This window comes from Streptomyces sp. B21-083, assembly GCF_036898825.1.
Taxonomy (GTDB): domain Bacteria; phylum Actinomycetota; class Actinomycetes; order Streptomycetales; family Streptomycetaceae; genus Streptomyces.
In genome coordinates this window covers 2,378,873-2,405,238 of the sequence record NZ_JARUND010000001.1, presented here as the reverse complement: position 1 = coordinate 2,405,238, position 26,366 = coordinate 2,378,873, and the positions used below count along the sequence as shown (strand labels likewise).

General features: G+C 71.3%; 20 protein-coding genes. 13 read left to right on the top strand and 7 right to left on the bottom strand.

Annotated features, from left to right (window positions below):
* The first annotated feature begins 3 nt into the window (after positions 1 to 3).
* The 6 genes from QA861_RS10840 (at position 4) to QA861_RS10815 (ending at position 10,181) form a co-directional block, all read left to right on the top strand.
* Entirely contained in the window at positions 4 to 2,835 is a 2,832-nt protein-coding gene (locus QA861_RS10840; protein ID WP_334588142.1) for a family 78 glycoside hydrolase catalytic domain, read from the top strand.
* Between the two features lie 68 nt (positions 2,836 to 2,903).
* Complete coding sequence (locus tag QA861_RS10835; RefSeq protein WP_334588141.1) at positions 2,904 to 3,881, top strand: alpha/beta hydrolase; 978 nt, start codon at positions 2,904 to 2,906, stop codon at positions 3,879 to 3,881.
* 3 nt (positions 3,882 to 3,884) lie between these two features.
* On the top strand, positions 3,885 to 4,199 hold the full coding sequence (locus tag QA861_RS10830) for an SGNH/GDSL hydrolase family protein (protein ID WP_334588140.1): 315 nt from the start codon (positions 3,885 to 3,887) through the stop codon (positions 4,197 to 4,199).
* Complete coding sequence (locus QA861_RS10825) at positions 4,196 to 6,523, top strand: glycoside hydrolase family 3 N-terminal domain-containing protein (RefSeq protein ID WP_334588139.1); 2,328 nt, start codon at positions 4,196 to 4,198, stop codon at positions 6,521 to 6,523. Before QA861_RS10830 ends, QA861_RS10825 begins: the two co-directional genes overlap by 4 nt.
* Positions 6,520 to 8,946: a glycoside hydrolase family 2 protein gene (locus tag QA861_RS10820; RefSeq protein WP_334588138.1), complete on the top strand. Its 2,427-nt coding sequence runs from the start codon at positions 6,520 to 6,522 to the stop codon at positions 8,944 to 8,946. Before QA861_RS10825 ends, QA861_RS10820 begins: the two co-directional genes overlap by 4 nt.
* A gap of 440 nt (positions 8,947 to 9,386) precedes the next feature.
* Positions 9,387 to 10,181: an SDR family NAD(P)-dependent oxidoreductase gene (locus QA861_RS10815; protein ID WP_334588137.1), complete on the top strand. Its 795-nt coding sequence runs from the start codon at positions 9,387 to 9,389 to the stop codon at positions 10,179 to 10,181.
* On the opposite strand, the gene QA861_RS10810 is transcribed toward QA861_RS10815, so the two are convergent.
* Positions 10,138 to 10,620 (bottom strand): alpha-galactosidase, encoded by a 483-nt coding sequence (locus tag QA861_RS10810; protein WP_503461733.1) that lies wholly within the window; start codon positions 10,618 to 10,620, stop codon positions 10,138 to 10,140. The genes QA861_RS10815 and QA861_RS10810 overlap by 44 nt on opposite strands.
* Before the next feature lie 507 nt (positions 10,621 to 11,127).
* On the opposite strand from QA861_RS10810, the gene QA861_RS10805 reads away from it, so the two are divergent.
* Complete coding sequence (locus QA861_RS10805) at positions 11,128 to 12,078, top strand: Ppx/GppA phosphatase family protein (protein WP_334588136.1); 951 nt, start codon at positions 11,128 to 11,130, stop codon at positions 12,076 to 12,078.
* A gap of 169 nt (positions 12,079 to 12,247) precedes the next feature.
* On the opposite strand, the gene QA861_RS10800 is transcribed toward QA861_RS10805, so the two are convergent.
* The gene (locus tag QA861_RS10800; protein WP_334588135.1) at positions 12,248 to 13,057 is read right to left on the bottom strand and encodes an IclR family transcriptional regulator domain-containing protein; all 810 of its coding nucleotides are present in this window, start codon (positions 13,055 to 13,057) and stop codon (positions 12,248 to 12,250) included.
* 160 nt (positions 13,058 to 13,217) lie between these two features.
* Between QA861_RS10800 and QA861_RS10795 the strand changes: the two genes are divergently transcribed.
* From QA861_RS10795 to QA861_RS10785, 3 genes are read left to right on the top strand one after another with little or no spacing between them, the layout of a single operon-like run.
* On the top strand, positions 13,218 to 14,312 hold the full coding sequence (locus QA861_RS10795; RefSeq protein WP_334588134.1) for a homoserine dehydrogenase: 1,095 nt from the start codon (positions 13,218 to 13,220) through the stop codon (positions 14,310 to 14,312).
* Complete coding sequence (locus tag QA861_RS10790) at positions 14,305 to 15,735, top strand: aldehyde dehydrogenase family protein (RefSeq protein ID WP_334588133.1); 1,431 nt, start codon at positions 14,305 to 14,307, stop codon at positions 15,733 to 15,735. The genes QA861_RS10795 and QA861_RS10790 overlap by 8 nt, the downstream gene beginning before the upstream one ends.
* A complete protein-coding gene (locus QA861_RS10785; RefSeq protein ID WP_334588131.1) occupies positions 15,732 to 17,108 on the top strand; it encodes an aspartate ammonia-lyase in 1,377 nt (458 codons plus the stop codon). Before QA861_RS10790 ends, QA861_RS10785 begins: the two co-directional genes overlap by 4 nt.
* A gap of 26 nt (positions 17,109 to 17,134) precedes the next feature.
* Here QA861_RS10785 and QA861_RS10780 read toward each other — a convergent pair whose 3' ends face one another.
* The 5 genes from QA861_RS10780 to QA861_RS10760 form a co-directional block, all read right to left on the bottom strand.
* The gene (locus QA861_RS10780) at positions 17,135 to 17,575 is read right to left on the bottom strand and encodes an Lrp/AsnC family transcriptional regulator (protein WP_334588129.1); all 441 of its coding nucleotides are present in this window, start codon (positions 17,573 to 17,575) and stop codon (positions 17,135 to 17,137) included.
* Between the two features lie 113 nt (positions 17,576 to 17,688).
* A complete protein-coding gene (locus QA861_RS10775) occupies positions 17,689 to 18,483 on the bottom strand; it encodes a cyclase family protein (protein ID WP_334588127.1) in 795 nt (264 codons plus the stop codon).
* A 15-nt stretch (positions 18,484 to 18,498) separates the two neighbouring features.
* Positions 18,499 to 19,191, bottom strand: coding sequence for an HAD hydrolase-like protein (locus tag QA861_RS10770; protein ID WP_334588126.1), 693 nt, complete (start codon positions 19,189 to 19,191; stop codon positions 18,499 to 18,501).
* On the bottom strand, positions 19,188 to 20,633 hold the full coding sequence (locus tag QA861_RS10765; RefSeq protein ID WP_334588124.1) for an amino acid permease: 1,446 nt from the start codon (positions 20,631 to 20,633) through the stop codon (positions 19,188 to 19,190). The genes QA861_RS10770 and QA861_RS10765 overlap by 4 nt, the downstream gene beginning before the upstream one ends.
* Before the next feature lie 197 nt (positions 20,634 to 20,830).
* Complete coding sequence (locus tag QA861_RS10760) at positions 20,831 to 21,298, bottom strand: YqfO family protein (protein WP_334588122.1); 468 nt, start codon at positions 21,296 to 21,298, stop codon at positions 20,831 to 20,833.
* Positions 21,299 to 21,417: 119 nt separating this feature from the next.
* Between QA861_RS10760 and QA861_RS10755 the strand changes: the two genes are divergently transcribed.
* From QA861_RS10755 to QA861_RS10745, 3 genes are all read left to right on the top strand, one after another.
* On the top strand, positions 21,418 to 22,257 hold the full coding sequence (locus tag QA861_RS10755) for an IclR family transcriptional regulator (RefSeq protein WP_334588120.1): 840 nt from the start codon (positions 21,418 to 21,420) through the stop codon (positions 22,255 to 22,257).
* A 647-nt stretch (positions 22,258 to 22,904) separates the two neighbouring features.
* The gene (locus QA861_RS10750; RefSeq protein WP_334588118.1) at positions 22,905 to 23,684 is read left to right on the top strand and encodes an ABC transporter ATP-binding protein; all 780 of its coding nucleotides are present in this window, start codon (positions 22,905 to 22,907) and stop codon (positions 23,682 to 23,684) included.
* 101 nt (positions 23,685 to 23,785) lie between these two features.
* On the top strand, positions 23,786 to 26,299 hold the full coding sequence (locus QA861_RS10745; protein WP_334588116.1) for an ABC transporter permease: 2,514 nt from the start codon (positions 23,786 to 23,788) through the stop codon (positions 26,297 to 26,299).
* The last annotated feature ends 67 nt before the right edge of the window (positions 26,300 to 26,366 follow it).

Genomic DNA, 26,366 nt, shown 5'->3' with positions numbered 1-26,366 from the left:
GCCGTGCCTGAAGCCCCTCTCCCCGCCCCTGCGGTCGCGCGCCTACGGTTCGAGCACCACCGCGAGACGCTCGGCATCGGTGAATCCCGCCCCCGCCTGTCGTGGGCCACCCGGACCGAGCTGCCCGGATGGCGGCAGGCGGCCTATGAGATCCAGCGACTGGCCGCACAGGGCGACGTGGTCGCCACGGCCGAGGCCGAGAGCGACGAGTCGGTCCTGGTCGCCTGGCCTTTCGACGCCCTCGGTTCGCGAGAGCGCGTGGGCGTGCGGGTGCGTGTCCGGGGCACGGACGGATCCTGGTCGCGCTGGAGCGAACCGGCCTTCGCCGAGACTGGGCTGCTGCACCCCGACGACTGGCAGGCCCGCTTCGTGAGTGCCGACTGGGACGAGGACGCGCAGCAGGACCAGCCGGCCACCCACCTGCGCCGCGGCTTCACGATCCGCCCCGGCGTCGCAGCCGCCCGTCTCTATGCGACCGCGCACGGCGTCTACGAGGCGGAGCTCAACGGCTCCCCGGTCGGTGACCACGTCCTCGCCCCCGGCTGGACCACGTACGGCAAACGCCTGCGCTACCAGACCTACGACGTGACAGCCCTCCTGCAGGTCGGTGAGAACAACCTGACCGCTCTTCTCGCGGACGGCTGGTACCGAGGCCGCCTCGGCTTCACCGGCGACAAGCGCGCCGTCTACGGCGACCGGCTGGCCTGGCTGGCCCAACTGGAGATCCGCTACACCGACGGCAGCACCGACACCGTGACCACCGACACGGACGGCCGCTGGCAGGCCGCCCGGGGCCCGATCCGCCGCAGCAGCCTCTACGACGGCGAGACCCACGACGCCCGCGTCGAGCCCGCCGACTGGCGGGGCGTGCGCGTCGAGGAGGGTGACCCGGCGACGCTCGTCGCCCCTGTGGGCCCGCCCGTCCGCCGGATCGAGGAGCTGGCACCGACCGCCGTCACGACCTCGCCTTCGGGCAGGACGATCGTCGACTTCGGCCAGAACCTCGTCGGCCGTCTGCGTCTGACGGTGACCGGTGAGGCCGGGCAGGAGGTCGTGCTGCGCCACGCCGAGGTGCTGGAGGACGGCGAGCTCGCCACCGCACCGCTGCGCAGTGCGCAGGCCACCGACCGCTACATCCTGCGCGGTGGCGGTCCGGAGACCTTCGAGCCGCGGTTCACCTTCCACGGCTTCCGCTACGCCGAGGTCACCGGCTGGCCGGGCGAACTGAACCCCGATGACCTGCGTGCCGTGGTGATCCACTCCGATCTGGAGCGCACCGGCACCTTCGAAAGCTCCGACAAGCTGCTCAACCGGCTGCACCAGAACGTGGTCTGGGGCATGCGCGGCAACTTCCTCGACGTCCCGACGGACTGCCCACAGCGCGACGAGCGCCTGGGCTGGACCGGCGACATCCAGGTCTTCGCCCCCACCGCCGCCTACCTGTACGACAGCGCAGGCTTCCTCACCTCATGGCTCGCCGACCTCGCCGCCGACCAGGGGGAGAACGGAGGGGTCCCGTTCGTGGTCCCCAAGTGCGTCGACGGCGCCGACACCCCGACCGCCGCGTGGGGCGATGCCGCCACGATCGTGCCCTGGGTGCTTCACCACGCCTACGGCGACCTCGGCGTGCTCGCGGCCCAGTTCGAGAGCATGCGCGGGTGGGTCGACCACGTCGCCTCGCTGGCCGGGGAGTCGCGCCTGTGGGACAGCGGCTTCCAGTTCGGCGACTGGCTGGACCCGAACGCCCCGGCAGGACGCCCGGATCAGGCGCGTACCCCCGGCGAGATCGTCGCCACCGCCTACTTCGCCCGCTCTGCCGAGATCGTCTCCCAGGCGGCGCGGTTGCTCGGCCGCGAGGCGGACGCCGTCCGCTACGGCGCTCTCGCCGCCGAGGTCCGGCACGCGTTCGCATCCGAGTACGTCACCGGCGCGGGCCGGATGATGGCGGACGCCCCGACCGCCTATGCGCTGGCGCTCCAGTTCGCACTGCTGCCCGACCAGACGCAGCGGGCGCACGCCGGCAAGCGGCTGGCCGCCCTGGTCCGCGCCGGCGGCTACAAGATCAGCACCGGCTTCGTCGGCACGCCGCTGATCTGCGACGCCCTCGCCGAGACCGGTCACCTCGACGCGGCCTACCGACTGCTGCTGCAGACCGAGCAGCCGTCCTGGCTCCACCCCGTCACCCAGGGCGCGACCACCATCTGGGAGCGGTGGGACAGCCTGCTGCCCGACGGCAGGGTCAACCCCAGCGGCATGACCTCGTTCAACCACTACGCGCTCGGCGCCGTCGCCGACTGGCTGCACCGCACCGTCGCCGGCCTGGCCCCCGCCGAGCCCGGCTACCGGAAACTGCGCCTGGCCCCGCGCCCCGGCGGCGGGCTGACCCGCGCGCAGGCGGCGCTGCTCACCCCGTACGGCCGCGCGGAGGTCGCCTGGCGTCTGGACGGCGAGGAGCTGCACATCACCGCGCTCGTCCCGCCCAACACGACCGCTGTGGTGGACCTGCCGGGCCCGGCAGGCGCACCGTTCGACGTCACCGCCGGTCATCACACCTGGACCGTCCACCTGCCGGCATCGGATCAGCACAGCGGCCCCGTCACCCTGGACACCACGCTCGGCGAGCTGATGGACCGTCCGGGAGCCATGACGATCTTCACCGACACCCTGGTCCGCTACTTCCCCGAGGCGGCGGCATACATCGACCAGTCCGACACCGAGTCCGGCGAGACGACGATCCGCGACGCGGCCGCCATGGTGCCTGGCGCCCCCGAGTTCCTCCTCGACCTTGAGGAGCAGTACGCCGCCTTCAACGCCGCTGCACCGAGCAGAAACTGACGAGTCGTCAAGCGAAGATCGCTTCCCGCCCCACTGCCCTCCCCGCTCTCCGATGACTTGGGGGACCCATGCCCAGCAAGACCCACGAGTGGCTTTCCGGACTGGTCACAGCTGGTCGCGCCGCCTCGCGACCCACGCTCGCCCAGCAGCGCGAGAACGCCGTCCGCTTCGCGGCGATGACCCCGGTACCTGACGGCGTGGTCGAGGACGCGTTCCCCGGTCTGACGGGCGCGCTGCTTTTCAGCCCGCCAGAGCCGCGCGACGACCTGGTCATCCTCCACATCCACGGCGGCGGCTTCCGCACGGGCACCGCGGCCCAGGCGCGGGCCGCGGCCGGGCTCCTGGCGTTGCGTCTGAACACCCGAACCGTGGCGCCCGAGTACCGGCTCGCACCTGAACACCCGTTCCCAGCCGGGCTCGACGACTGCGAACACGCCTACGAAGCCGTCCGCGCCGCCTATCCGGCGGCCCGGATCGTCGTGGCCGGCGAGTCGGCGGGAGCGGGTCTTGCCGCCTCGCTCCTGCTGCGCCGCCGCGACGCGGGCGACGGTGCACCCGTGGCCGGCGTGCTCTGGTCCGGCGTGTTCGACCTGCGCTCGGAGAACCTGGCATCAGGCAGCTGGGCCGCGAACGCCGCCACCGACGCCATGATCACCCCCTGGCTCGGCCCGCAGATGGCCGCCGACTACCTCGCCGGACACAGCCCCGAGGATCCGCAAGCCTGCCCCGCACTCGCCGACCTCACCGGTCTGCCCCCGCTGATGATCCTGGCCTCAGGCTCCGAGTTGCTGCGTGACGACTCGGTCGCGCTGGCCGCACGTGCCGCCGTCTGCGGCGTGGAGACGGTGCTGGAACTCTGGCCGCACATGCACCACGCCTGGCCCGTATTCGGCTCTCTGCTGCCCGAAGCGCTCGAAGCCCTCGACCGCACCGCTGAGTTCGTCCGCCGTGTGGACGCGGGCCCCTTCGTGGACGGTTCAGCCCTGACGGACGACCCGGCGATCCTCGCCCTGATGGGGACCTCCCAGGAACAGGCGGAATGGTGACACATGAGTGAATCCGCTCAGTTCCCGATGGTCCGCACGAGCCACGGGTCAGTGCGAGGAACCCGCTGGGGCGAGACAGGCGGAATCTTCGCCGGTATCCCCTTCGCCGCTCCGCCCATCGGGCCACTGCGACTGCGTGCCGACGCCCGGTACGTCGACCTGTGGCCGGTCCTCGCCGACCATCGAGGCGGCCTGCGCAGCCTGTACACCCACGACGACCTTCACCTGAACGGACCCGGCTACCGCGCCTGGGGCCAGACCCTGCGGCCGCTCCTTGCGGACGTCGCGCGTGGAGCAACGAAGGAGAATTCCGCATGACAACCGCCCCCGACACGATCCCGAACGACGCCGGCACCCGGAAAACGGAGGGGGAGGCGCGCTACCGCGACGCCGGCCTGCCCGTCGAGGACCGGGTGACCGATCTGCTGGCCCGCATGACCCTGGAGGAGAAGGCCGGCCAGCTCACCCAGTTCTTCTACATGGGCACCGGCGAGCCGATCCCCGACGGCTTCGACGTAGAGTCCCTGCCGCCCGAACATCGCGCCTTCGTCCATCAGCCCCACGACGTCGAAGCCGCCGTCTCCCGCGGCGGCGCCGGATCGCTGTTGTTCGTCAAGGACCCCGCCCTGGGCAACCGACTGCAGCGCCGCGCCGTCGAGGACACCCGGCTGGGCATCCCGCTGCTGTTCGGCAACGACGTGATCCACGGGCTGCGTACGATCTTTCCCGTGCCGATCGCGATGGCCGCGAGCTGGGACCCGGACGCCGCCGAGGCGGCGCAGGTCGTCGCGGCCCGAGAGGCGCGCGCGGCGGGGATCCGCTGGACGTTCGCGCCCATGATCGACATCGCCCGCGACCCTCGCTGGGGCCGCATCGTCGAGGGGGCCGGGGAGGACCCGGTGCTCACCGCGGCCATGGCCGCGGCGCAGGTCCGCGGATTCCAAAGTGACTTCGGGGCCGAAAGCGTCCTTGCCGGTGCGAAGCACTTCCTGGGGTACGGCGCCGCTCGCGGCGGCCGCGACTACGACGACGCCGACATCTCCGACGCCGAGCTGCGCAACGTGTACCTGCCGCCCTTCCGAGCCGCGATCGAAGCGGGCGCCGCCAACATCATGAGCGCCTACATGGACCTCAACGGCGTGCCGGCCTCCGCGAACCGGTGGCTGCTGAGCGACCTGCTGCGCGACGAACTGCACTTCGACGGCTGGGTCGTCTCGGACGCCAACGCCGTGCAGTCGCTGGAGACGCAGCACTTCGCGAAGGACCAGCAGGACGCCGCCGTGCGGGCGCTGAACGCGGGCCTCGACATGGAGATGTGCACCTTCACCCCGGCGTTCGACCACCTCCCGCAGGCGGTACGCGACGGGCTGGTCGCCGAGGAAACGCTGGACACCGCCGTGTCGCGGGTGCTCGCGGCGAAGTTCCGGCTCGGCCTTTTCGAGAGCCCCTACACCGACGAGGACACAGCCCGCGCGGTCCTGAACGCCGTGGCGCACCGTGACGCCGCCCGGGAAGCGGCCGAGCGCACCCTCGTCCTCCTCAAGAACGACGCGGCCGCGCTGCCCCTGCGGCCCGAGCAGCTCACCAGCGTCGCCGTCATCGGCCGGCTCGCCGACTCCCGGCGCGACACGCTCGGACCGTGGGTGCTCGACCACGACACCTCCGAGACAGTCACGATCATCGACGGGCTGCGTGCCCGGCTCGGGGACGGCATCCGGGTCGAGTACGCGGCCGGGACCGGTGCCCCCGAGCGGTTGCATCCGTCGCCGTTCGACGTATTGGACCCGACGGTCGTCCCGACCCCGGCCGACTTGGACGAGGACGCCGAGATCGAGCGCGCCGTCGCCGCCGCCGAGGTCGCCGACGTCGCGATCGTGGTCGTCGGGCAACCGCAGAACCAGATCGGCGAGAAGGCGTCGACCTCCACGCTCGACCTCCCCGGCCGTCAGCTCGAACAGCTGCGGCGCGTCGCCGCGACCGGCACGCCCGTGGTCCTGGTCGTGCTGTCGGGCCGTCCACTGGACCTGCGGTGGGCGGACGAGCACGTCCCCGCCATCGTGCAGGCGTGGTACCCGGGGACACGTGGGGGCGAAGCGGTCGCCTCCGTGCTGGTGGGTGACATCTCGCCCGCCGGCCGGTTGCCCTTCACGTGGCCCCGCCACGTCGGCCAGGTGCCGCTCGTGTATTCCCACCACCGCACCTTCGCGCCGCAGGACCAGCACGCCCGGTACTTCCAGGACAACGGGGCACCCCTGTACCCGTTCGGCCACGGCCTGTCCTACGCCACCTTCACGTACACGAACCTCCGGATCGACCGGACGTCCATGGCCCGCCGGGACACCGCGACCGTGTCGGTCGACGTCACCAACACGTCCGAGCGCGACGCCGACGAGGTCGTACAGCTGTACGTCCACCAGCGCTACGGGGCGTCGTCGCGGCCCGTGCGGGAGCTCAAGGGCTTCGAGCGAGTCCCGGTCCCCGCGGGCACGACCACCACCGTGAGCTTCGAGCTCGGCCCCGACCAGCTCCGGTACTGGAGCGCCGCGACCCGCACGTACCAGCTCGACGCCACCGTCCTCGACCTCTGGGCCGGGGGCAGCTCCACCGCCGAGCTCACGACCACTCTGGAAGTGACCGGATGACCGGGACCGACGTGCGGCTCGACGCGGATCACGTCGACCTTCGTGACTGGACCGTGCGTCGCCCGGGCAGTGCCGAAGAGGCCGCCGTACGCCTCCCGCACGACGCGATGATCACCGAGCCCCGGTCGTCCGGCGCCTCCGGCAGGTCCGACACCGGATGGTTCCCGGGGGGTCGGTACACCTATCGCACGCGCTGGTACGCCGACCCCGCGTACCGCGGTCGCGACGTCCAGCTCCGGTTCGACGGCATCCAGGGCGAGTCGGTCGTGACCGTGAACGGCCACCGGGTCGGAACTGTGCGCAGCGGGTACACCGAGTTCGGCTTCCGTATCGACTCCGTCCTGAACTGGGACGACGAGAACGAGATCGCTGTCGACGTCGACAACAGCGCGCAGCCCGCAGGCCGGTGGTACCCCGGCTCCGGCCTGTACCGGTCGGTGTCCCTGCGGATCCGCAGTCGTGTGCGCCTGGAGGATGACGGTGTCGGCGTGCGCACGACGCTCCACGGCGCTGCCGCGGTCGTCGAGGTCCGGACCAAAGTCGTGAACGACAGCGACAGGCCCGTGCACGTCCGCACCGTATTGCACTCCGAGGCAGGGGCCGTGGCGCAAGCAGTGGCGGGCGACGACGGGATCGCGCACCTGCACGTGCCCGTGGTCCGCCTGTGGTCCGCCGAGGACCCGTTCCGCTACCAGCTCGTCACGACGGTCGAGCACGACGGTGCCGTCGTCGACACCCGTCGCGAGCTCGTGGGGCTACGCACGGTGCACGTCGACGCCCGCCACGGCCTGCGGATCAACAAGCAGAAGGTCAACCTGCGCGGTGCGTGCATCCACCACGACAACGGCATCCTGGGCGCCGCCACCCACCGGGCCGCCGAGTTCCGGCGCATCCGGATCCTCAAGGAGAACGGCTTCAACGCCGTCCGGTCGGCGCACCACCCGATGTCACGTCACCTGCTCGACGCGTGTGACGAGTTGGGCATGTACGTGATGGACGAACTCGCCGACTACTGGATCCAGGCCAAATCCACGCACGACTTCGCGCACCGGTTCCTCGACACCTGGCGCGAGGATGCCGACCGCATGATCGAGAAGGACCGAAACCGGCCCTCCGTCGTCATCTACTCGATCGGCAACGAGATACCCGAGACCGCGCACCCCGACGGCGTCGCGCTCACCCATGAGATCACCGCGTACGTCAAGGCGGCAGACCCGGACCGCCCGGTCACGGTGGCCCTCAACATCTTCCTCAACGTCCTGTCGTCGATGAACAGGTCCCCGTACGCGGGTGCCTCCGACGCGCCGGAGGGGGCTCGACACGACAAGCAGGGGCCGGGCAGCACGGAAGCCAATCGTCTGGTCAACCAGATCGGGCGCATGATGGACGTCGTCTCGCGGCTCCCCATCGCCGACCGGGCGACACGCGACGCGTTCGCCGAGGTGGACATCGCCGGCTACAACTACGGGCTGGCGCGGTACAAGCACGACGTGAAGGCATACCCCGACCGCGTGATCGTCGGCAGCGAGACCCTGCCAGGAGACATCGCCCGTGCGTGGGACCTCGTCACGGCGTACCCGTCCGTCATCGGCGACTTCATCTGGGTCGGCTGGGAATACCTGGGAGAGTCGGGGGTCGGGGTGTGGGCGCCCGGCCGCAGGACCGGGCTGGTCAAGCCCTATCCCTACCTCATCGCCGGGCCCGGGCTCATCGACCTGACCGGACAGCCGGACTTCTCGCTGCGCCTCGGGCAGGTGGCATGGGGGACGCACCTCGGGCCGGCGATCGGTGTGCGGCCCCTCGACCAGGCGGGACAGCCCGTCGCACGGGTCGCTTGGCGCAGCACCGACGCTGTCGAGAGCTGGGCCTGGCGCGGGTGCGCGGGCCGCAAGGCCGAGATCGAGGTCTACTCCGCGGACGACGAGGTGGAACTGTTCGTCAACGGGCGTTCCGCCGGCCGTCGCAGGGCCGGGAGACGACATCGCTACACCGCTCGGTTCACCACCATTTACGCCGCCGGCGAACTCGTCGCGGCCGGCTACCGGGGAGGGCGCGAGGTGTCCCGGACGGTGCTCCGCTCGGCGGGGGACGACCTCGAGGTCCGTCTGACCGCGGACAGGGCTCGCCTGCGGGCCGACGGCGACGACCTCGCGTTCGTCGAGGTCGAGATCGTCGACGGCGCCGGCACGGTGGAGATGCTCGCGGACGACGACATCGAGCTCAGGGTCGAGGGCCCGGCCGAGCTCGTGGGGTACGGCAGCGCCAGACCTGACCCCACCCGTCCGTTCGCAGATCCCACTCAGCGCGCGTACCGCGGTCGTGCTCTCGCCGCCCTGCGATCCACGGGGCGGACCGGGAGCGTCCACGTCACCGCGACGTCGCACCTGCACGGCGTCTCTCACCTCACCCTCGACGCACGCTGAATGATCATGGGACGGGACTTGCGTAACTGTGACCGCCGCAGGAGCAGGCGAGCCGGATGTCGCACGGTGTGAGCTGATCCACCTGGGCGACAAGCTGACAGCGCTGGACATCGACACACCGGGCAATGAAGCGATTCGCGAGGAACTCGCCACCGCCTGGAGCCAGTTCCTGGTGACGCGAGCCCGGCCGGTCCGCCTTCGACTCCGCCCAGTCCGAGAGCACACGGCTCATCGGCGGTGCCGTCACCTTCGTGACCGAACCTGCCGACGGCATCGCCGGCTACTGGATCGATGACTCCTGACGTTCCACCATGCCGTGGCCCACCCGGCAGCGCGCCAAACGCGTCCGCGCAGGCATCCAACCCACGGCCACGTCATAACTCCACCAGCCGACCGACCAGCAGACCCACTCGCCAGAAACCAGAAACTGGAGCACTCCCATGAACCGTTACGACGACCGCCGTGTCCTGATCACCGGAGCAGGCTCCGGCATCGGCCAGGCCACCGTCCTGCGCATACTCGCCGAGGGCGGCCACGTCGTCGCCGCCGACGTCGATACGGCCGGTCTGACCGCCACCCGCAAGCTCGCCGCCGACACCGGGACCGAGGCCCGTCTGCACACCGTCCAGGTGAACATCGCCGACGAGACCTCCGTCCGCGAGGCCGTCGCGGCGGCACTCACCGCCCTCGGCGGCGGCCTGGACGTACTGGTCAACGCGGCCGGCATCCTGCGTTCCTCGCACACCCACGAGACCAGCCTGGAACAGTTCAACCACGTCATCGCGGTCAACCTGACCGGCACCTTCCTGATGATCCGCGAGGTGATCCCGGCGCTGCTCCAGGGCGAGAACCCGGCCGTGGTCAACTTCAGCTCCACCTCGGCGAGCTTCGCGCACCCCTACATGGCCGCCTACGCCGCCAGCAAGGGCGGCATCCAGTCCATGACTCATGCGCTCGCCAGCGAGTACAGCAAGCAGGGCATCCGCTTCACCGCCGTCGCGCCGGGCTCCATCTCCTCCGGGATGACCGACGCGAGTGGCACCAGCAAGGAGAACGTCGGCCCGGGCCTGCCCGACGACGCGGACTACGAAATCATGATGAAGCTGGTCCCGGCCATCGGCCTGGGCTTCGCCGGGCCGGAGACGGTCGCGGGCGTCGTCGCCATGCTCGGCTCGGTGGACGGCGCGTTCATCACCGGCACGGAGATCCGCATAGACGGCGGCACCCATATGTAAGCGGTACGGTGCCAGCGGCGGACCAAACGGCCAGCCCGAACCACCAGTTCGGGCTGGAGCCGGACCTGGCGGTTCTCGCATTTTCGCGGTGTCGCCGCCGACCCTGATCTCCTGACTGACTACGAACACGCCCCCGACACCGCCTGTCGAGGTCGTGGTCGAAATAGACGGCTTCCCAGGTGTCGAGCACAACCGGGCGGCGCCGCTGCGGGTGACTGGGGCGGGCGCGGAGGTGGTCGTGGAAGCGGGCGGACAGGCCGTCGAAGCCCTGGTCGCTGTGGGAGCCGTAGAGCCACGGGCCGGTGTACTCCTCGCCGGGGCCGAGGATCACCTCGCCCGGCAGCAGCAGTTCACCGGCTGCGATGGCCGGGCGGCCGGCGGGGAGTCGCTCGGCCAGGATCCGGTGGTTACCGCTCCAGGCGAGGTGCAGGCCCCACACATGCGCCGACTGGGGGCCGACGAGGATTCGCGGGTATCGGTGGTGGGTGGGACGGCGGACTCGGGGACTTCAGTGGACATGGGCAAGCCTTCGCATCGCGGACGGATCACGCCGCGCACAGCGGCACGGCAGGGGCGGGACCGTCGTCGCCGCAGAACCTGGACGACCGTGCGGATCACCGCCGCGGCCGGTCGTGCCGGAAGTCTGGCATCACCAGTGACAACCGTGGCAGGGAGATTTTTGTCCCCCCTTTACGTTCTTCCGCCAAGGCCGAGAGCGGTGTTGCGGTCGTCTGCGGAGTGGGTGCGTCCGGGCAAGCGGGACAGCGGCCGGCTGCCGCGAGTCGCCTGTCCCCGCGCCACCGCTGTGGACCGGGGCGGAGGGTGAACGGGTGGTGACGATATGCTTACGTACTGGCTCGGAATCCCGTCGTGCTGTCGTCGGGGGTGCCGGAGGACGGGACAAGGGGCCGGTCCGGTCGAGCGTGGGGCAGAGGGAGGCGATGGAATGCGGCAGGCAGGTGTGCTCGATGTCGGGTGCCACAGCGCTCTGCTGACGGTGGTGCGGCGGCGTCCGGGCTCGGTGCTGGAGCCGGTGTTCTCCCGCAAGGTGCGGCTGAGACTGCACGAGACCCTCGACCGCAAGGGGCGTCTGGACAAGGTCGGCATGAAGAGCGTCGAGCGGGCTGTCGCCGAGGCCGTCACCGCCGGTCCGCGGCTGCCCGGACCGGAAGTGTTCGCGTTCGCGACCTCCGTCATCCGTGACGCGCCCAACCGTGACGAGATCATCGCGCGAGTGGCACGCGCCACCGGCACCCGCCTGCGCGTGCTGAGCGGCGAGGAGGAGGCGCGGCTGGCCTACGTGGCCGCCCGCCAGTGGGCCGGCCCGACGGCCGGGCGGTTGCTGGTCCTGGACATCGGCGGCGGCACCGTGGAGATCGCCTCCGGCACCGGAGACCAGCCCCGCGTCGTCAACTCACTGCCGCTGGGCGCCCGGAGGATCACCCGGGACTGGCTTCCCGGCGGCACCGCGCCGTCCCGACGCCGTCTCGCCGAGGTCCTGCGGTACCTCCGCGAGTCTCTGGAAGCCGTCCCCGACCTGCCACGGGCCGAGCCGGGAGGGCGGGTGCTGGCCTCCTCCAAGACCTTCGAACAGCTCGCCCGCCTCGCCGCCGCCCAGAGCAGGACACCGCGCACAGGGCGGCTGACGCTGCCCCGACTGCGCACGGCGGTCTCTGTGCTGGCTGATGCGGCACCGTCCCACCGTGCCAAGCTGCCGGGCATCTCCCGGCACCGCGCCGAGCAGTCCCTGGCCGGAGCCCTGATCGCGCAGGCCCTGATGGAAGCCTGCGGGGCCAAGAGTGTCGAGATCTGCCCCTGGTCCACCCGGGAAGGGCTGTTGCTCGAACACCTCGGCGTGGCTCCCACCCCGGCCGGCCGCCCCCGCCTCGCCGGCTGAGCCCGGCGGACCTGGCCTCCGAGGCGATGGCGAGGCCGAGCCGGTCGTCGCGGGCACGGGTGATCACAGCGACGCTGAAGGGGCGGACGTCCGTCTGAGCTGCGGGTTCGGGCGGTTCGCCTGGGGGAGGGGGCGCTCGGCGATGCCTACCTCGTCGGCGGGCCCGCCCCTACTCTTCCGTGCCGTCACCGTTCATGGAGCCGGCCAACGCGGCAGCCGCCGTCCCGAGGTCCGTTTCGATCGTCCGCTCGCGCGGCAGCAGGTCGTGGTCTCTGCCCACGACCGACACGGCGGCCCGGATGCGCCCCTCGGCGTCCCGCACGGGTACGGCGTACTCGACGACCCCGTGTTCGAACTCGCCCCGCGCCGTGACGATGCCGCGCAGGCGGTCGTGGTCGTTGGCGGCGACGAGTTCCTCGACGGAGCGCGCCGCGTCGGGGCCGCCGACGCCGATCAGTTCGTAGTCGTCCAGAAGGGCGGTGATCTCGTCGGGGGTGTGGTCGAGCAGGAGCGCCCGGCCCGCACCGGTGCACCAGCACGGGGTGACGAGACTCGCCGGACCGAGCCACTCGTGGGCGATACCCGCGGCCGACTCGGCTCGCACCACCCTGACCTGGACGCCGTCGAGGACGGAGAGCCGTGCGCCCGCCCCGTGGCCGACGGCGAGGCTGCGCAGAAGCGGACGGCTGCGCCGGACCAGGCCGGGGTGCAGGGACGCCGCCGCCGTGAAGAAGGCGCCGCCGGCTCGTAGCGTCGAGTCCTCCCGGCGTTCGAGGAAGCCCTTGTCGCACAGGTCCTGAGTGGTCCGGGACGCCTTGCTGCGCTCGATGCCGACCTCGTCGGCGAGCCTGCTGACGTTGAATCCGGCCCGGCCCGACATCTCCCGGTCCAGCACGGTGTTGACGATCCGCAGCGCCATACGCAGTGAGGAGGCCGTTCCCTTCGCCGTCGGTCCGGGCGTGGGCTCGTTCGTCGTCACCCGCGCACTATAGCCAGCGGCGTGCGGGACGAGCGCTCGGCCGACGGTGCACATCGGCAGTCGTCACGGCCGTTTCGGCATGGTCGTGCTGACCTGTCCGGCCGTGACGCTGTGGGAGGCCGCGCGGTCCCGCCCGGCCGCACCAGTGAAGGAGGACCGGATGTTCCGATACGACCTCGCGCTCATCGGATTCGGCGGCGTCAACCGCGCGCTCGCCGAGCTGATCGCCGAACGCGGAGAAGCCCTGCGGGCCGAACTCGGCTTCGGACTGCGGGTGGTGGCCATCACGGACCTGCGTGCGGGATCCCTCGTACGGACGGAGGGGGACGGCATCGACCTGGCGCCCCTGCTCGCCGCCGCCCCCGGTGAGCTGGACTTCTCGGAACTGGCGGGCGGTAGCCCGGAGCCCCGCAACGAGTGGGTGATCAAAGAGGTACCGGCCGACATCGTGGCCGAGGCCACCTTCACCAACCCCACGGACGGGGAGCCCGCGCTGTCGCACATACGGTGGGCGATCGAGGCCGGCAAGCACGTGTGCACCACCAACAAGGGGCCCATCGCCCTGCACGGCCCAGCCCTGCGGGAACTGGCGCGGCGGCACGGTGTGCGCGTCGAGTCCGAGGGGACCGTGATGTCGGGCACGCCGGTCCTGCGTACTGCGCGCCGCATGTTCGGCGGGCTGACCGTGACCGGCTTCGAGGGCGTCATGAACGGCACCTCCAACTACGTCCTCGGCCGGCTGGAGTCGGGCCTGTCCTTCCCGGACGCCGTCGCCGAGGCCCAGGCCCTGGGCTACGCCGAGGCGGACCCGACGGCCGACGTCGAGGGGTACGACGTCCAGCTGAAGGTCATGATCCTCGCGGGCGAGGTGCTCGGCGCCGAGCTGAAGCGTACGGATGTTCCCTGCACCGGCATCTCGTCCCTCACCGCCGAGGACGTACGGCTGGCCGCGGCCGAGGGGCTGCGCTGGAGGCTGGTCGGCTCCGCCGTCCGCCGCCCGGACGGCACCGTCGAGGCCAGGGTCGCGCCGGTCGCACTGCCCGCCGAGCACCCGCTCGCCGGGGTCTCGGGTCCCACCAACGCCGTGGCGTTCCACACCGATCTGCTGGGCACCGTCACCATCGGCGGGCCCGGCGCCGGGCGCACCGAGACGGCGTACGCGCTGCTCTCGGACGTCATCGGCATCCACGAGCACACCGGCGGCGCCGCCTCCGGCTTCGGCGTCAAGTCCCTTCAGGAGGCCCGTCGTGGCTGATGTCTCACTGGGCGCTCTGCCCACGCACGCGCAGGTCGGCGACGGCATGGCGCCGGTGCGCAACCCGTACACCGGCGAGACGATCGGCTCGGTCTGCCTGACCTCGGCCGACGCCGTGGACGCTGTCCTGCGGCGGGCCCGGCGAGGGCGCGAGACCGCTCGTGGCCTCTCCCGGGCCGCCCGCGTGGCGGTGCTCGACGGCGCGGCCCGGCTGATCGAGGAGCGCGCCGAGTCGTTCGCCCGGCTGATCGTCGCCGAGGCCGGCAAGACCCTCACGCAGGCCCGCAAGGAGACCGGCCGCGCGGTCAACACCCTGCGGCTGTCGGCGGCCGAGGCGCGCCGCAACGCGGGCGAGGTGGTGCCGTTCGACGCGTACGCGGGATCGGAGGGGCGCTCGGGCTGGTTCACCCGTGAGCCGCTGGGCATCATCGCGGCCGTCACGCCGTACAACGACCCGCTCAACCTGGTCGCGCACAAGCTCGGCCCGGCGATCGCGGGCGGCAACGCGGTCGTCCTGAAACCGTCCCTGCTCACCCCGCTGTCCGCGCTGCGGCTGGTCGACACGCTGGTGGAGGCGGGGCTGGCGGAGGACGTGGTGACCGTGGTCAACGGCGGCGCCGAGCTGGGGGCCGCCGTGGTGGCCGCCCCGGACGTGCGGATGGTGTCGTTCACCGGGGGATTCCGCACCGGTGAGGCCATCGCGCGCTCGGCCGGGCTGAAGAAGCTCGCCATGGACCTCGGCGGCAACGCCCCCGTCCTGGTGCTGGCCGACGCGGACCTGGACGCGGCGGTCGAGGCGTGTGTGTCCGGGGCGTTCTGGGCGGCCGGCCAGAACTGCGTCGGCACCCAGCGGATCCTCGTCGAGCGCCCGGTGTACGCGGCGTTCCGGGACGCGTTCGTCCAGCGCACCCGGCAGCTGCGTACCGGGGACCCCGCCGACGAGCGCACCGACGTCGGTCCCATGATCGACGAACGGGCGGCGGTCGCGGTCGAGGCCACGGTCGCCGCCGCCCTCGCCGAGGGGGCCAGGCTGCTGTGCGGCCACGAGCGGGACGGCAGCGGGTACGCCCCGACCGTTCTCGAGAACGTGCCGGCGACGTCGGCTGTCTGGCGGGAGGAGGCGTTCGCGCCCGTCGTCGTCCTGGAGCCCTTCGACACCTTCGAGGAGGCCGTCGAGCGGGCCAACGAGATCGACTTCAGCCTGCACGCGGGCGTCTTCACGGCCTCGCTGGACCGGGCCATGGCCGCGGCACGGCTGCTGGAGGCGGGCGGTGTGATGATCAACGACTCCTCCGACTACCGTATCGACGCGATGCCCTTCGGTGGCTTCAAGTACGGCAGCATGGGCCGTGAGGGCGTGCGCTTCGCCTACGAGGACATGACCCAGCCGAAGGTCGTCTGCCTCAACGGGGCCGGAGTGTGAACGGCTTCCGCGTCGAGACGGACGCGCTGGGGGACGTACCGGTGCCCGCGGAGGCGTACTGGGGCGTGCACACGGCCCGCGCCCTGGAGAACTTCGGCGTCAGCGGTGTCCCGGTCTCCGTCCACCCCCAACTCGTGCGCGCCCTGGCCCTGGTGAAGCACGCCGCCGCCCTCGCCAACGGTGAGATCGGCGTGCTGGAGCCGCACAAGGTGCGGGCCATCGCGGCGGCCTGCGAGGCCGTCGCGGACGGCCGCCACCACGATCAGTTCCCCGTGGACGTCATCCAGGGCGGGGCGGGGACCAGCACCAACATGAACGCCAACGAGGTGATCGCCAACCTCGGGCTGGAACACCTCGGCCACGAGCGCGGCCACTACGAACACCTCCATCCGCTCGACGACGTCAACCGCTGCCAGTCCACCAACGACGTCTACCCCACCGCCCTGCGCATCGCGGTCACCGCGGCCCTGGTCGGGCTGACCGGTGAACTCGCCCTGCTGGCAGCCGAGTTCACTGCCAAGGGTGCGGAGTTCGCCGCCGTGGTGAAGATCGGACGCACCCAGCTGCAGGACGCCGTACCGATGACGCTGGGCCGGGAGTTCGCCGCCTTCGGGACGACGCTCGCCGAGGACGTCGACCGGATCGGCGAGACGCTGCCGTTGCTCGCCGAGACCAGCCTCGGGGCGACGGCCGTCGGCACGGGCATCGCCGCCGAGCCCGGCTACGCGGCGGCGGCCGTACGGCAGTTGAGGGCGCTGACCGGGCTCGACCACACGCCCGCCGCCGACCTGGTCGAGGCCACCTCCGACACCGGGGTGTTCCTGACCGTGTCGGGGGTGCTGAAGCGGACGGCGGTGAAGCTGTCCAAGGTGTGCAGCGACCTGCGGCTGCTGGCCAGCGGACCGCGCGCGGGGTTCGCCGAGATCAACCTGCCGGCGCGGCAGACCGGTTCGTCGGTCATGCCGGGCAAGGTGAACCCGGTGATCCCCGAGATGGTCAACCAGATCGCGTTCGCGACCGCCGGTGCGGACGTCGCGATCACCATGGCCGCCGACAACGGGCAGTTGCAGCTGAACGCGTTCGAACCACTGATCGGGCACCTGCTGCTCCAGCACATCACCTGGCTCACCCGCGGCTGTGCGGCGCTGCGCACGCTGTGCGTGGCGGGCATCACCGCCGGCGGATCCACGCTTCCGCCGGGGATCACCGGGGCGGTCGGCGCGGTGACGGCGCTGGCGCCCCGCATCGGGCACGAGGTCGCCTCGGCGGTGGCCCGGGAGGCGCTGACGACGGGCGACGACGTACTGGACGTCGTCGTGCGGCGCGGGTTGCTGGACCGGGACACGGCACGTGCTCTCATGGCCGTTCCATAGCTGTGGCCGTCATAGCCGGGGGCGTCTCATAGCCGCGGCCGGCTGACGACACGGGACAGCGCGAGTGCCGTCACCGTGTCCCGTACACCGGGCATCTGGGCGATCTGCTCCCAGATGCCCTGTACGCGTTCCAGGGAGTCGGCCTCCAGGCTGACCAGCAGATCGAACTGGCCGCTCAGCACGTCGCAGAAGACCACCTCCGGGATGCGTTTGAGGGCGGCCAGGACATCGCCGCCACGCATCCGGTCCTGGCGGTAGACCAGGACATGGGCGGCCACCGTCGGCCGGTCGGGCCCGCTCGACGGACGCACCAGGGTGTAGCCGCCGATGTGCCCCTGCCGTTCCAGGCGCTCGACGCGCTGGCGCACGGCGTTGCGGGACAGGCGCACCCGCTGGCCCAACTCGGCATGGGACATACGGGCGTTGCCCGTGAGCTCGGTGATGATCTGCTCGTCGATGGTGTCCATGGCTGTGGCTGTGTCTCCTGACTCGCACTCACCGAAGAGCTCCGGCGGCGACATGGCCGACCGGAGCTCTTCGTGTCATGTCGGCGGTTCGGACCCGGTCCGGACCGCCTGGTTCAGACCGCTTGGTGCAGGGCGAACACGCGGGCGGGGAACCCCGAACCGCCCTGCGGCTTGGGCCAGGTGGCGACGATCAGGGCCCCGGCCTCGGGCACCCGGTCCAGGTCGGCCAGCAGCTCGATCTGCCAGCGGTCGCGTGCCAGCACGTAACGCTCCAGGCTGAAGTCACCGGCGGAGGTGGCGAGTCCGGGGTCCGTGTCGGTCTGCTCGTGCCCGATCGCGGTGACACCGGCCTCCTCGAAGAGGTACCGCAGGACCTCGGCGGACCACCCCGGGCAGTGGCTCACGCCCGCCTCGTCCTTGTTGGCCATGGCGGCCGGGTCGGGCCAGCGCCGGCTCCAGCCGGTGCGCAGGGCCACGAAGGAGCCGGCGGGGATACGGCCGTGGCGCGACTCCCAAGCTGCGATGTCGTCCAGGGTCGGTACGGCGTCGGGGTCGGCGGCCACGCGGTCGCTGATGTCGAGGACGACCAGCGGCAGGATCATCTCGTCGACCGGGATCTCGTCCAGGGTCCGGGCCCCGGCGACGAAGTGCACGGGCGGGTCGACGTGGGTGCCCCACTGGCCGACGATCGTGTGGAGATGCACGGTGAAGCCGTCGCCACGCGACATGTCGAACGGCAGCTCACGCTCCTCGTCCGGGAAGGCGGGGAAGTGCGGCTGGCCCGGGTGGAAGGCGTGCGTGAGGTCCGTCCGGACCGTCGTCGCCGTCAGTTCCCGGTGCAGGGCCCAGAGGGGTGGTTCGGTGGCCGTGGTCGGGCCGGTGGCGGCGGCGGTGTTGTTCGGTGTCATGGGTGGCGGGTCCTCTCAGTGGGCGGTCTCAGGGGTGATTGCGAGGGCGGTGCGGGGGAGCGTGGCGAGCAGGTGGATCAGTTCGGCCGGTTCGGCGACGTAGGCGACCGCTCCGGCCGACTCCGCCTCCCCGCCGTAGCCCCACCGCACATGGACGGTAGGGATGCCCTCTGCCGCCGCGCTCTCGATGTCGTAGGCGCGGTCGCCGACCATGAGCGGCCGGCGGACGTCCGCGCCCCGGTCCCGCAGCCGGGTGACGCACTCCCGGATGACCTGCCGCTTCGTCGTGCGGCCCGCCTCGTCGGAGACACCACACACGGTCAGCAGCCGTGCGTCGAGACCGAAGCGACGTGTCATCAGCTCCGCCTGGTCCTGCACCTTGGAGGTCGCGACGCCCATCGGGAGGCCGGACGCGGCCAAGGCGTCCAGCAGTTCGGGAATCCCGTCGTACACGGTGGCGGCCGACGCTCCGTGCCGGGCGTACTCCGTGCGGTAGGCCGCGAGGGCGGCCCGCGCGGTCGGCTCGTCGAGGCCGACGACGTGGCGGAACGTGTCGTACATCGGCGGACCGACGAAGCCGCGCAGCGCGGGCCCGTCCGGGACCGACGCCCCGACCGAGCGGAGGGCCGCGGCGGCGCTCGCGGTCACGCCGGGAGCGGAGTCGATCAGCGTGCCGTCGAGGTCGAGGAGCAGACAGGTGGGCCTCATACGGCGGCTCCAGCGGTCCGGCGGCGACCGTGGCGCAGCCAGTGGTACAGGTAGCAGCCGGCCACGAACGGGACGCCGAAGTACAGGGCGGTGGCCTGCGCCGGGTCCAGCGCGATACCGATGAGCGAGGCGAGGCACAGGGCGAAGGCCAGGATGGGCACGACCGGGTAGAAGGGGGTCCGGTACGACAGCGTCCGGACGTCCCCGCCGTCGCGTACGAAGGCCCGCCGGTGGAAGAACTGGGACGCGGCGATGGACATCCACACGCCGACCGCGGCGAACCCGGCGATCGACACCAGCACCAGGTAGACGGTCTCGGGCGCCGCGACGCTGCTCACCAGGGAGGCGGCACCGCCGACCATGCTGAGCGACAGGGCGACCAGCGGGATGCCACGGCGGCTGAGCCGGCGCAGCACCTGCGGGGCCTGCTTCTCCTCCGCGAGGGAGAAGAGCATGCGGGCGCAGGAGTACAGGCCGCTGTTCCCGGCGGACAGCAGCGCCGTGATGATCACGAAGTTCATCGCGTCGGCCGTGTAGGGGACGCCGACGGAGGAGAAGACGGTGACGAACGGGCTCTCGTCCAGACCCACCTTGTCGTACGGGATGGTCGCGGCGATCACCGTGATCGCGCCGACGAAGAAGACCAGCAGACGGATGACGGTGACGCGCAGCGCCTTGGGTACGGCGGTCGCGGGGTCCTCGGTCTCACCGGCGGCGACGCCGATGAGTTCGGACCCGGAGAAGGCGTAGAAAGCCGCCAGGACGGTGACGAGGACGCCGGAGAAACCATGTGGGAAGAGGCCGTCCGGAGTGCTGAAGTTCTGCAGCAGAAAGGGGTGGGATCCGCCCGAGGAGAGCGGGTGGAAGCCGGCCAGGGCCGCGCCGCCGAGCACGATGAGGGCGACCACGGCGACGACCTTGACCAGGGAGAACCAGTACTCGGTCTCGCCGAAGACCCGGGCGGAGAAGGCGTTCACTCCGAAGACGACCGTGGCGAACACCACGCACCAGACCCAGACGCTGACACCGGGGAACCAGCGCTGCATCAGCAGCCCGCACGCGGTGAACTCGGAGCCGAGGGCGACCGCCCAGGTCAGCCAGTACAGCCAGGCGGTGGCGAAGCCGGTGGCGGGGCCGATGGAGCGGGTCGCGTAGACGTGGAACGCACCCGAGACGGGGTAGATGACGGCGAGTTCGCCGAGGCAGGTCATCACCAGCCAGACGACGAACGCGCCCACCAGATAGGCGAGTACGGCGCCGAGCGGGCCGGCCTGGGAGACGGTGAAGCCGGAGCTGAGGAAGAGCCCCGAGCCGATGACGCCGCCCATCGCGATCATCACGAGATGGCGGGACCGCATGGTGCGGCGCAGGCCGTCGGGGCTGCGCTGGGCGGCGCCGGTGGCGGGCGCCGCGGGGTTCTCCGGTGCGACTGAGACTGACATGACGTGTCCTCTGGGGAGCGGGGAGGGGCAGGACGCGTGGGGGGCGATCGGCATGGCATGGCGGAGGGGTGAAGCCACTTTCGGCGGGGGAGCGGTGCGCGTCGGGTGGTGCGCACGCGGCAGGGGCGGTCACCGGGTGCGGGTGCCGCGCTGAGGGGCTGAGGGGCTCGGGTTCGGGAGGGTTCGCTGCGCTCTGGTCAGGCTCGGGAGACGAGTTCCAGCGGGGCGGAGAGCTCGATCACCGGGATCTCCCAGGGATGGGCGTCGGCGAGGCGGGCCAGCACCCGCGCCAGGTCCTCGTCCGTCACCGAGTCGACGTACGTGGTCACGGCGACGGTGGCGGAGAGGAACCGCCCGCCGACCGAGCCGAGGGCGGGGTGGGCGCCCGGCCGGACGGTGAAGCCCTCCGCGCCGAATGCCACCTCGAAGACGTCGCCGTACACGCCGAAGTCCCCGAGTTCGGGCGAACTCTCCAGCACGCGCAGCAGTGAGGCGAAGGACTCGTCGGAGCGCAGCGTGTCGAGGTCGCCCCGCGCGCAGGCGGCCAGGGTGTTCTCTGAGACCGGCCAGTAGGCCTTGACCCTCCGTACCGTCCGGCGCCGTACGGACGGATCCGCTGCCTCCCGGCCTCGTTCGGTGGTTCCCGGCGGCATCGTCGTGCCCATACGCGTACATCCCTCGGCATTCGGCGGCAGCTGATGCAGAGGATGCTAGGCGTGCATTAAATGCACGGCAAGATGTAAATACTGCACAGTTTCTGATCTTGTGGGAAGGCGGCGGTACAGTGCGGATCAACGAGCACGGGCCCGGCACCCCGTCGTACGGGCGCGCCGGGACGACGGAGGAGTACGAGGGGTACGTGGACTCGAGCGTGGCGAAGGGCCTGGACGTCCTGTCCGCGCTCGCCCGGGGCACGGCCGGCGGCCGACGTCATGGCCTGGCCGTGTCCGTCTCCGAACTCGCCAGGCGGATGGGCCGCGACCGCAGTCAGCTGTCCCGGGCACTCACCGCCATGGGCGCGGAGGACTTCGTCGAACGCGACGAGGCCTCGGGCGCGGTGGCACCTCACTGGAGGCTCTACACGACGGCCCGGGAACTCACGGCACACCGCCTGCGCACCGACGGTCTCACGGCCCTGGAGGGCATGGCGGCGGAGACCGGCGAGAGCTGCTACCTCGGCGTTCTCGTGGGCGACACGACCGTGACCGTCGCCGAACGGGTGCCGCCCGGCAGCCGGCAGCTCGGCTCCTGGATCGGCCGCCCCTACCCGGCGTACTGCAGCGACTGCGGCCAGGCGCTGCTGATGGACGCCGACGACGACGAGGTGGCGGCGGTCTTCTCCCGCACCGACTTCGTCCGCCACGGCCCCGACACACCGACCGGCCTCGACGACTTCCTGCGCCGGCTGTCGCTGACCCGGCAGCGCGGATACTCGATCGTCGACGAGGAGGCCGAGCCCGGCCTGTACTCGGTCGCCGTACCGGTCCGCGACTTCACGGACGAGGTCGTCGCCGCCGTCCAGGTCGTCGGACCGCGCCACCGCCTCGAACCCGGCACGCGAGAGATCGTGGCCACCGCACTGCGCTGGGGTCGCCACCTGGAAACGGTGTTGCGCGGCGCGTGACAGGCGCCTTCCCGAGGTCGACTCAGGACGCCGGCTCGACCGATGCCGCTCGCGTGCTCGGCATACGACGCTCCACTCGCGTGCTCATGAGCGGATTACCCCTCAGCGCCCCGGCCTCGGCCGGCGTCGCACACGAAAACTTGGGATCTGTGCAAGCGCGGCAGTGGGGCGATACGGCGATACGCGCGATACGGCGATACGGCGATATGCAGGACGGTGGCCGTGCGGATCACGTCTCGTCCGTCTCTCCCGTCTCGTGGACGAGAGTCGCATCGCTCGGCTCGGCTGTACCTCGGCCGTATGGCCGATACGGCGAGGGGGCTGGTCCTGCCGGAATTGAGGCGCGTCTCGCCGGTGAGCGGACGCCGGCCCTGGCGACAGGCCCGCTGCCGCAAGCGATTCACGGACTTCATCATCCCCGGAGCTGACGCGACGGCATCCCCGAGGCTGACGGATCCGCCTCCCCCGTCACCCCCAGGTGGTCAGCTTTTCGGCTGATCCGCGGGGACCCGTATGAACCGGACGATGGAGGGGTCCCCAGCGGGGTGGGCCTGGACTCCCGTGTCCATGTGCTGTCTTCGGCGGTCTGTGTCCGTCGGTGAGGCCCGCGCCCCGCGCTGCTTCTGCCGTCGATCGGAGTCGTACCCGTGACCACCGCCTCGCCCACCGGCCCCCGCACCGTCACCCCCACCGTGGCCGCCCGCGCCACACAACTCTCCAAGGTCTACGGGCAGGGTGACACCCAGGTGGTCGCCCTCGACCAGGTCAGCGTCGGCTTCGGACAGTCCCAGTTCACCGCGATCATGGGGCCCTCCGGGTCCGGCAAGTCCACCCTGATGCACTGCGTCGCCGGGCTGGACTCCTTCTCCTCCGGCTCGGTCCGCGTCGGTGACATCGAGCTCGGGTCCCTGACGGACAGGCAGCTCACCAGACTCCGCCGGGACAAGGTCGGCTTCATCTTCCAGGCGTTCAACCTGCTGCCGACCCTCACCGCACTCGAGAACATCACGCTCCCGATGGACATCGCGGGCCGGACGCCGGACCAGGAGTGGCTGAACACCGTCATACAGATGGTCGGTCTGTCCGGCCGGCTCAGCCACCGTCCCGCCCAGCTCTCCGGCGGCCAGCAGCAACGTGTCGCCGTCGCCCGCGCCCTCGCCTCCAAGCCGGACATCGTCTTCGGGGACGAGCCGACGGGAAACCTGGACTCGCGTGCGGGGGCCGAGGTCCTCGGGTTCCTGCGGGACTCCGTACGGGAGTTGGGCCAGACCGTCGTCATGGTCACCCACGATCCGGTCGCCGCGGCCTATGCGGACCGGGTCATCTTCCTCGCCGACGGACGGATCGTCGACGAGCTGTACGAGCCCACCGCGGACCGGGTTCTCGACCTCATGAAGTCCTTCGACACCAAGTTCCGCACGACCTGAGCTGAGCTGAGCCGTGCCGGGCCGGCCGAACCGACGCGCCCCCTGACCGCCCCTCACCCTCACCGTCACCCTCCCCTCCACCTCACCGGGACCACACCACCATGTTCCGCACAGCCCTGCGCAACGTCCTCGCGCACAAGGCCAGACTGCTGATGACCCTGCTCGCCGTCATACTCGGCGTCGCGTTCGTCTCCGGCACCCTGATCTTCAGCGACACCTACAAAAGTGCCTACGGCAGCCAGGCGGCCAAGAGCTACGCCCACGTGGATGTCCAGGTCATGGAGAACACCGACTACTCCGGCGAGAACCCCGGCATCAGCCGGAAGACGTTCGACGAGATCGCCCGACTCGGCGGGGTCGCCGAAGCCGCCGGGCGGGTCGAGGGGTCCGCCTCCGTCGCCGACAAGAACGGCGGGCTCATCGGCGCCGGCATGCTCAACACGGGCGCCAACTTCGCGCCGGGGAAGAGCGGCAAGGACGGGCTCTACGAGTTCACCGACGGCAGCGGCCCCACCGGGCCCGGGCAGGTCGCGCTCGACAGGGGCGCGGCAGAGAAGGGTGGCTACCACGTCGGTGACACCGTGCCCGTCGCCCTCACGGGTCCGGCGAAGACGTACAGGCTCTCCGGCATCTTCACCACCGAGAACAGCTCGGTGGCCGAAGGCGGCAGCCTGGTGCTGTTCGACACGCCGGTCGCGCAGCGGCTCTTCCTCCGGCCGGGCGTCTACCAGTCCGTCACCGTCACCGCCGCCCCGGGTGTTTCGAGCTCCGACCTCGCCGCCACCGTCGGGAAGGTGCTCCCCGACTCCGCGAAGGCCAAGACTGGTCGGCAACTCGCCGACGAGGAGGCCAAGATGGCGGCGTCGGACGCGTTGACGCTCGGTACCCTGCTGCTCGCCTTCGCCGGCGTCGCGCTCTTCGTCAGCGTCTTCCTGATCGCCAACACCTTCACCATGCTGGCCGCCCAGCGCACCAGGGAACTCGCTCTGCTGCGCGCGGTCGGCGCCTCCCGCAGGCAGGTCACCCGGTCCGTGCTGACCGAGGCGATGGTGATCGGCGTGGTCGCCTCGGCCGCCGGGCTCGGGCTGGGCGCCGCCATCGCTGCCATAGCGCGCTCCGCTGTCGATCTCGGCGGCGGGAAGATCCCGGACGGGCCGCTGACCGTCACGTCGACGACCGTCCTTGTCGCTGTTGTCGTCGGTGTCCTGGTCACCATGGTGGCCGCCTGGCTGCCCGCCCGTCGCGCCGCGAAGATTCCGCCGGTCGCGGCGATCGGCAGTGCGCATCTGCCGGCCACCACCAAGTCCCTGGTTGTGCGCAACTCCCTCGGCGGAATCGTCACGCTGCTCGGCGCGGTGATCGTCGTCGCGGGTGCCGGGGCCGGTGGTTCGAGCGGCGCGAAGATCGTCGGACTCGGTGCCTTTTTCGCGGTGATCGGGGTCATCGTGCTGATCCCCTTGCTGTCCCGGCCCGTGATCGCGGTCGCAGGGCCGCTGCTGCGGCGCGGCTTCGGGATCTCCGGCCGGCTCGCGGGTCAGAACGCGGTTCGCAGCCCCCGCCGTACCGGCGCCACCGCCTCCGCGCTGGCCATCGGGCTGACGCTGGTCAGCGGTCTGACCGTGCTCGGTGCCACCCTCGGTCAGTCCGCGGACCGGATCACCAACGACATCGTCAAGGCCGACTACATGGTCATGGACGACGGTACGGGCCTGGACGCCTCGACGGTCGCCGCGCTGCGCAAGGTCGAGGGCGTCAGGGCGGTGTCGCAGGAGCAGGGCGGGTTGATGACGGTCGGCCGCAGTATGCAACAGGTATCCGGCGTCACCGCGGCGGACTTCCCGAAGACCATCCACCTCACGGTGGTCTCCGGCTCACTGGAGACGCTCACGAAGGGGCAGATGGCCGTCGCCGACGACGTCGCGAGGTCCAACGGCTGGAAGGCCGGGGACACGCTGCCGGTGGGATACGAGGACTCTGAGCGCGGCAGGCTGACCGTCGGGGCCATTTTCGAGAGCAACACCGTCGTCTCGCCGGTCATCGTCTCCACGGACGTACTCAAGCCGCACGAGGACGAGAGCCGCATCCTGTGGATCTACGTCAAGACGGATGGCAGCACGGACGCGAAAGCGCTCGCCGACGCCGTCGCCGGGCACCCGGGGACCACGGTCGGTGACCGGCAGGCCATCCGCGACCACTTCAACGGAGACGTCGACACGACGGTGAACGTTCTGTACGGGCTGCTCGCGATCTCCCTGGTCATCGCGGTGCTGGGGGTGGTGAACACCCTCGCGATGTCCGTCTTCGAGCGACAGCGCGAGGTCGGCATGCTGCGAGCGGTCGGGCTCGACCGGCGGGGTGTGACACGGATGATCCAGCTGGAGGCCGTGGTCATCTCGCTCTTCGGCGCGGTGATCGGGCTCGGCCTCGGTGCCTTCCTGGGCTGGGCCGTCTGCGAGGCCACGAAGGCGGACATACCCGGATACATGCTGGTGCTGCCATGGGGCCGGTTCGGGCTCTTCCTGCTGCTGGCGGCGCTGGTCGGCCTGCTGGCGGCCCTGTGGCCCGCGCGCAGCGCCGCCCGACTGAACATGCTCACCGCGATCAAGGCCGAGTAGGTCGAGCGGGGCGTCGTCACTGCCCGTCCGGCCGGCCCTCGCGGGGAGCGGCCGGACGGGCAGCCTC

Coding starts and splice junctions, on each gene's coding strand:
- QA861_RS10835 (WP_334588141.1), top strand. CDS start 2,904: ATGCCCAGCAAGACCCACGAGTGGCTTTCCGGACTGGTCACAGCTGGT.
- QA861_RS10830 (WP_334588140.1), top strand. CDS start 3,885: ATGAGTGAATCCGCTCAGTTCCCGATGGTCCGCACGAGCCACGGGTCA.
- QA861_RS10825 (WP_334588139.1), top strand. CDS start 4,196: ATGACAACCGCCCCCGACACGATCCCGAACGACGCCGGCACCCGGAAA.
- QA861_RS10820 (WP_334588138.1), top strand. CDS start 6,520: ATGACCGGGACCGACGTGCGGCTCGACGCGGATCACGTCGACCTTCGT.
- QA861_RS10815 (WP_334588137.1), top strand. CDS start 9,387: ATGAACCGTTACGACGACCGCCGTGTCCTGATCACCGGAGCAGGCTCC.
- QA861_RS10805 (WP_334588136.1), top strand. CDS start 11,128: ATGCGGCAGGCAGGTGTGCTCGATGTCGGGTGCCACAGCGCTCTGCTG.
- QA861_RS10795 (WP_334588134.1), top strand. CDS start 13,218: ATGTTCCGATACGACCTCGCGCTCATCGGATTCGGCGGCGTCAACCGC.
- QA861_RS10780 (WP_334588129.1), bottom strand. CDS start 17,575: ATGGACACCATCGACGAGCAGATCATCACCGAGCTCACGGGCAACGCC.
- QA861_RS10775 (WP_334588127.1), bottom strand. CDS start 18,483: ATGACACCGAACAACACCGCCGCCGCCACCGGCCCGACCACGGCCACC.
- QA861_RS10770 (WP_334588126.1), bottom strand. CDS start 19,191: ATGAGGCCCACCTGTCTGCTCCTCGACCTCGACGGCACGCTGATCGAC.
- QA861_RS10765 (WP_334588124.1), bottom strand. CDS start 20,633: ATGTCAGTCTCAGTCGCACCGGAGAACCCCGCGGCGCCCGCCACCGGC.
- QA861_RS10760 (WP_334588122.1), bottom strand. CDS start 21,298: ATGGGCACGACGATGCCGCCGGGAACCACCGAACGAGGCCGGGAGGCA.
- QA861_RS10745 (WP_334588116.1), top strand. CDS start 23,786: ATGTTCCGCACAGCCCTGCGCAACGTCCTCGCGCACAAGGCCAGACTG.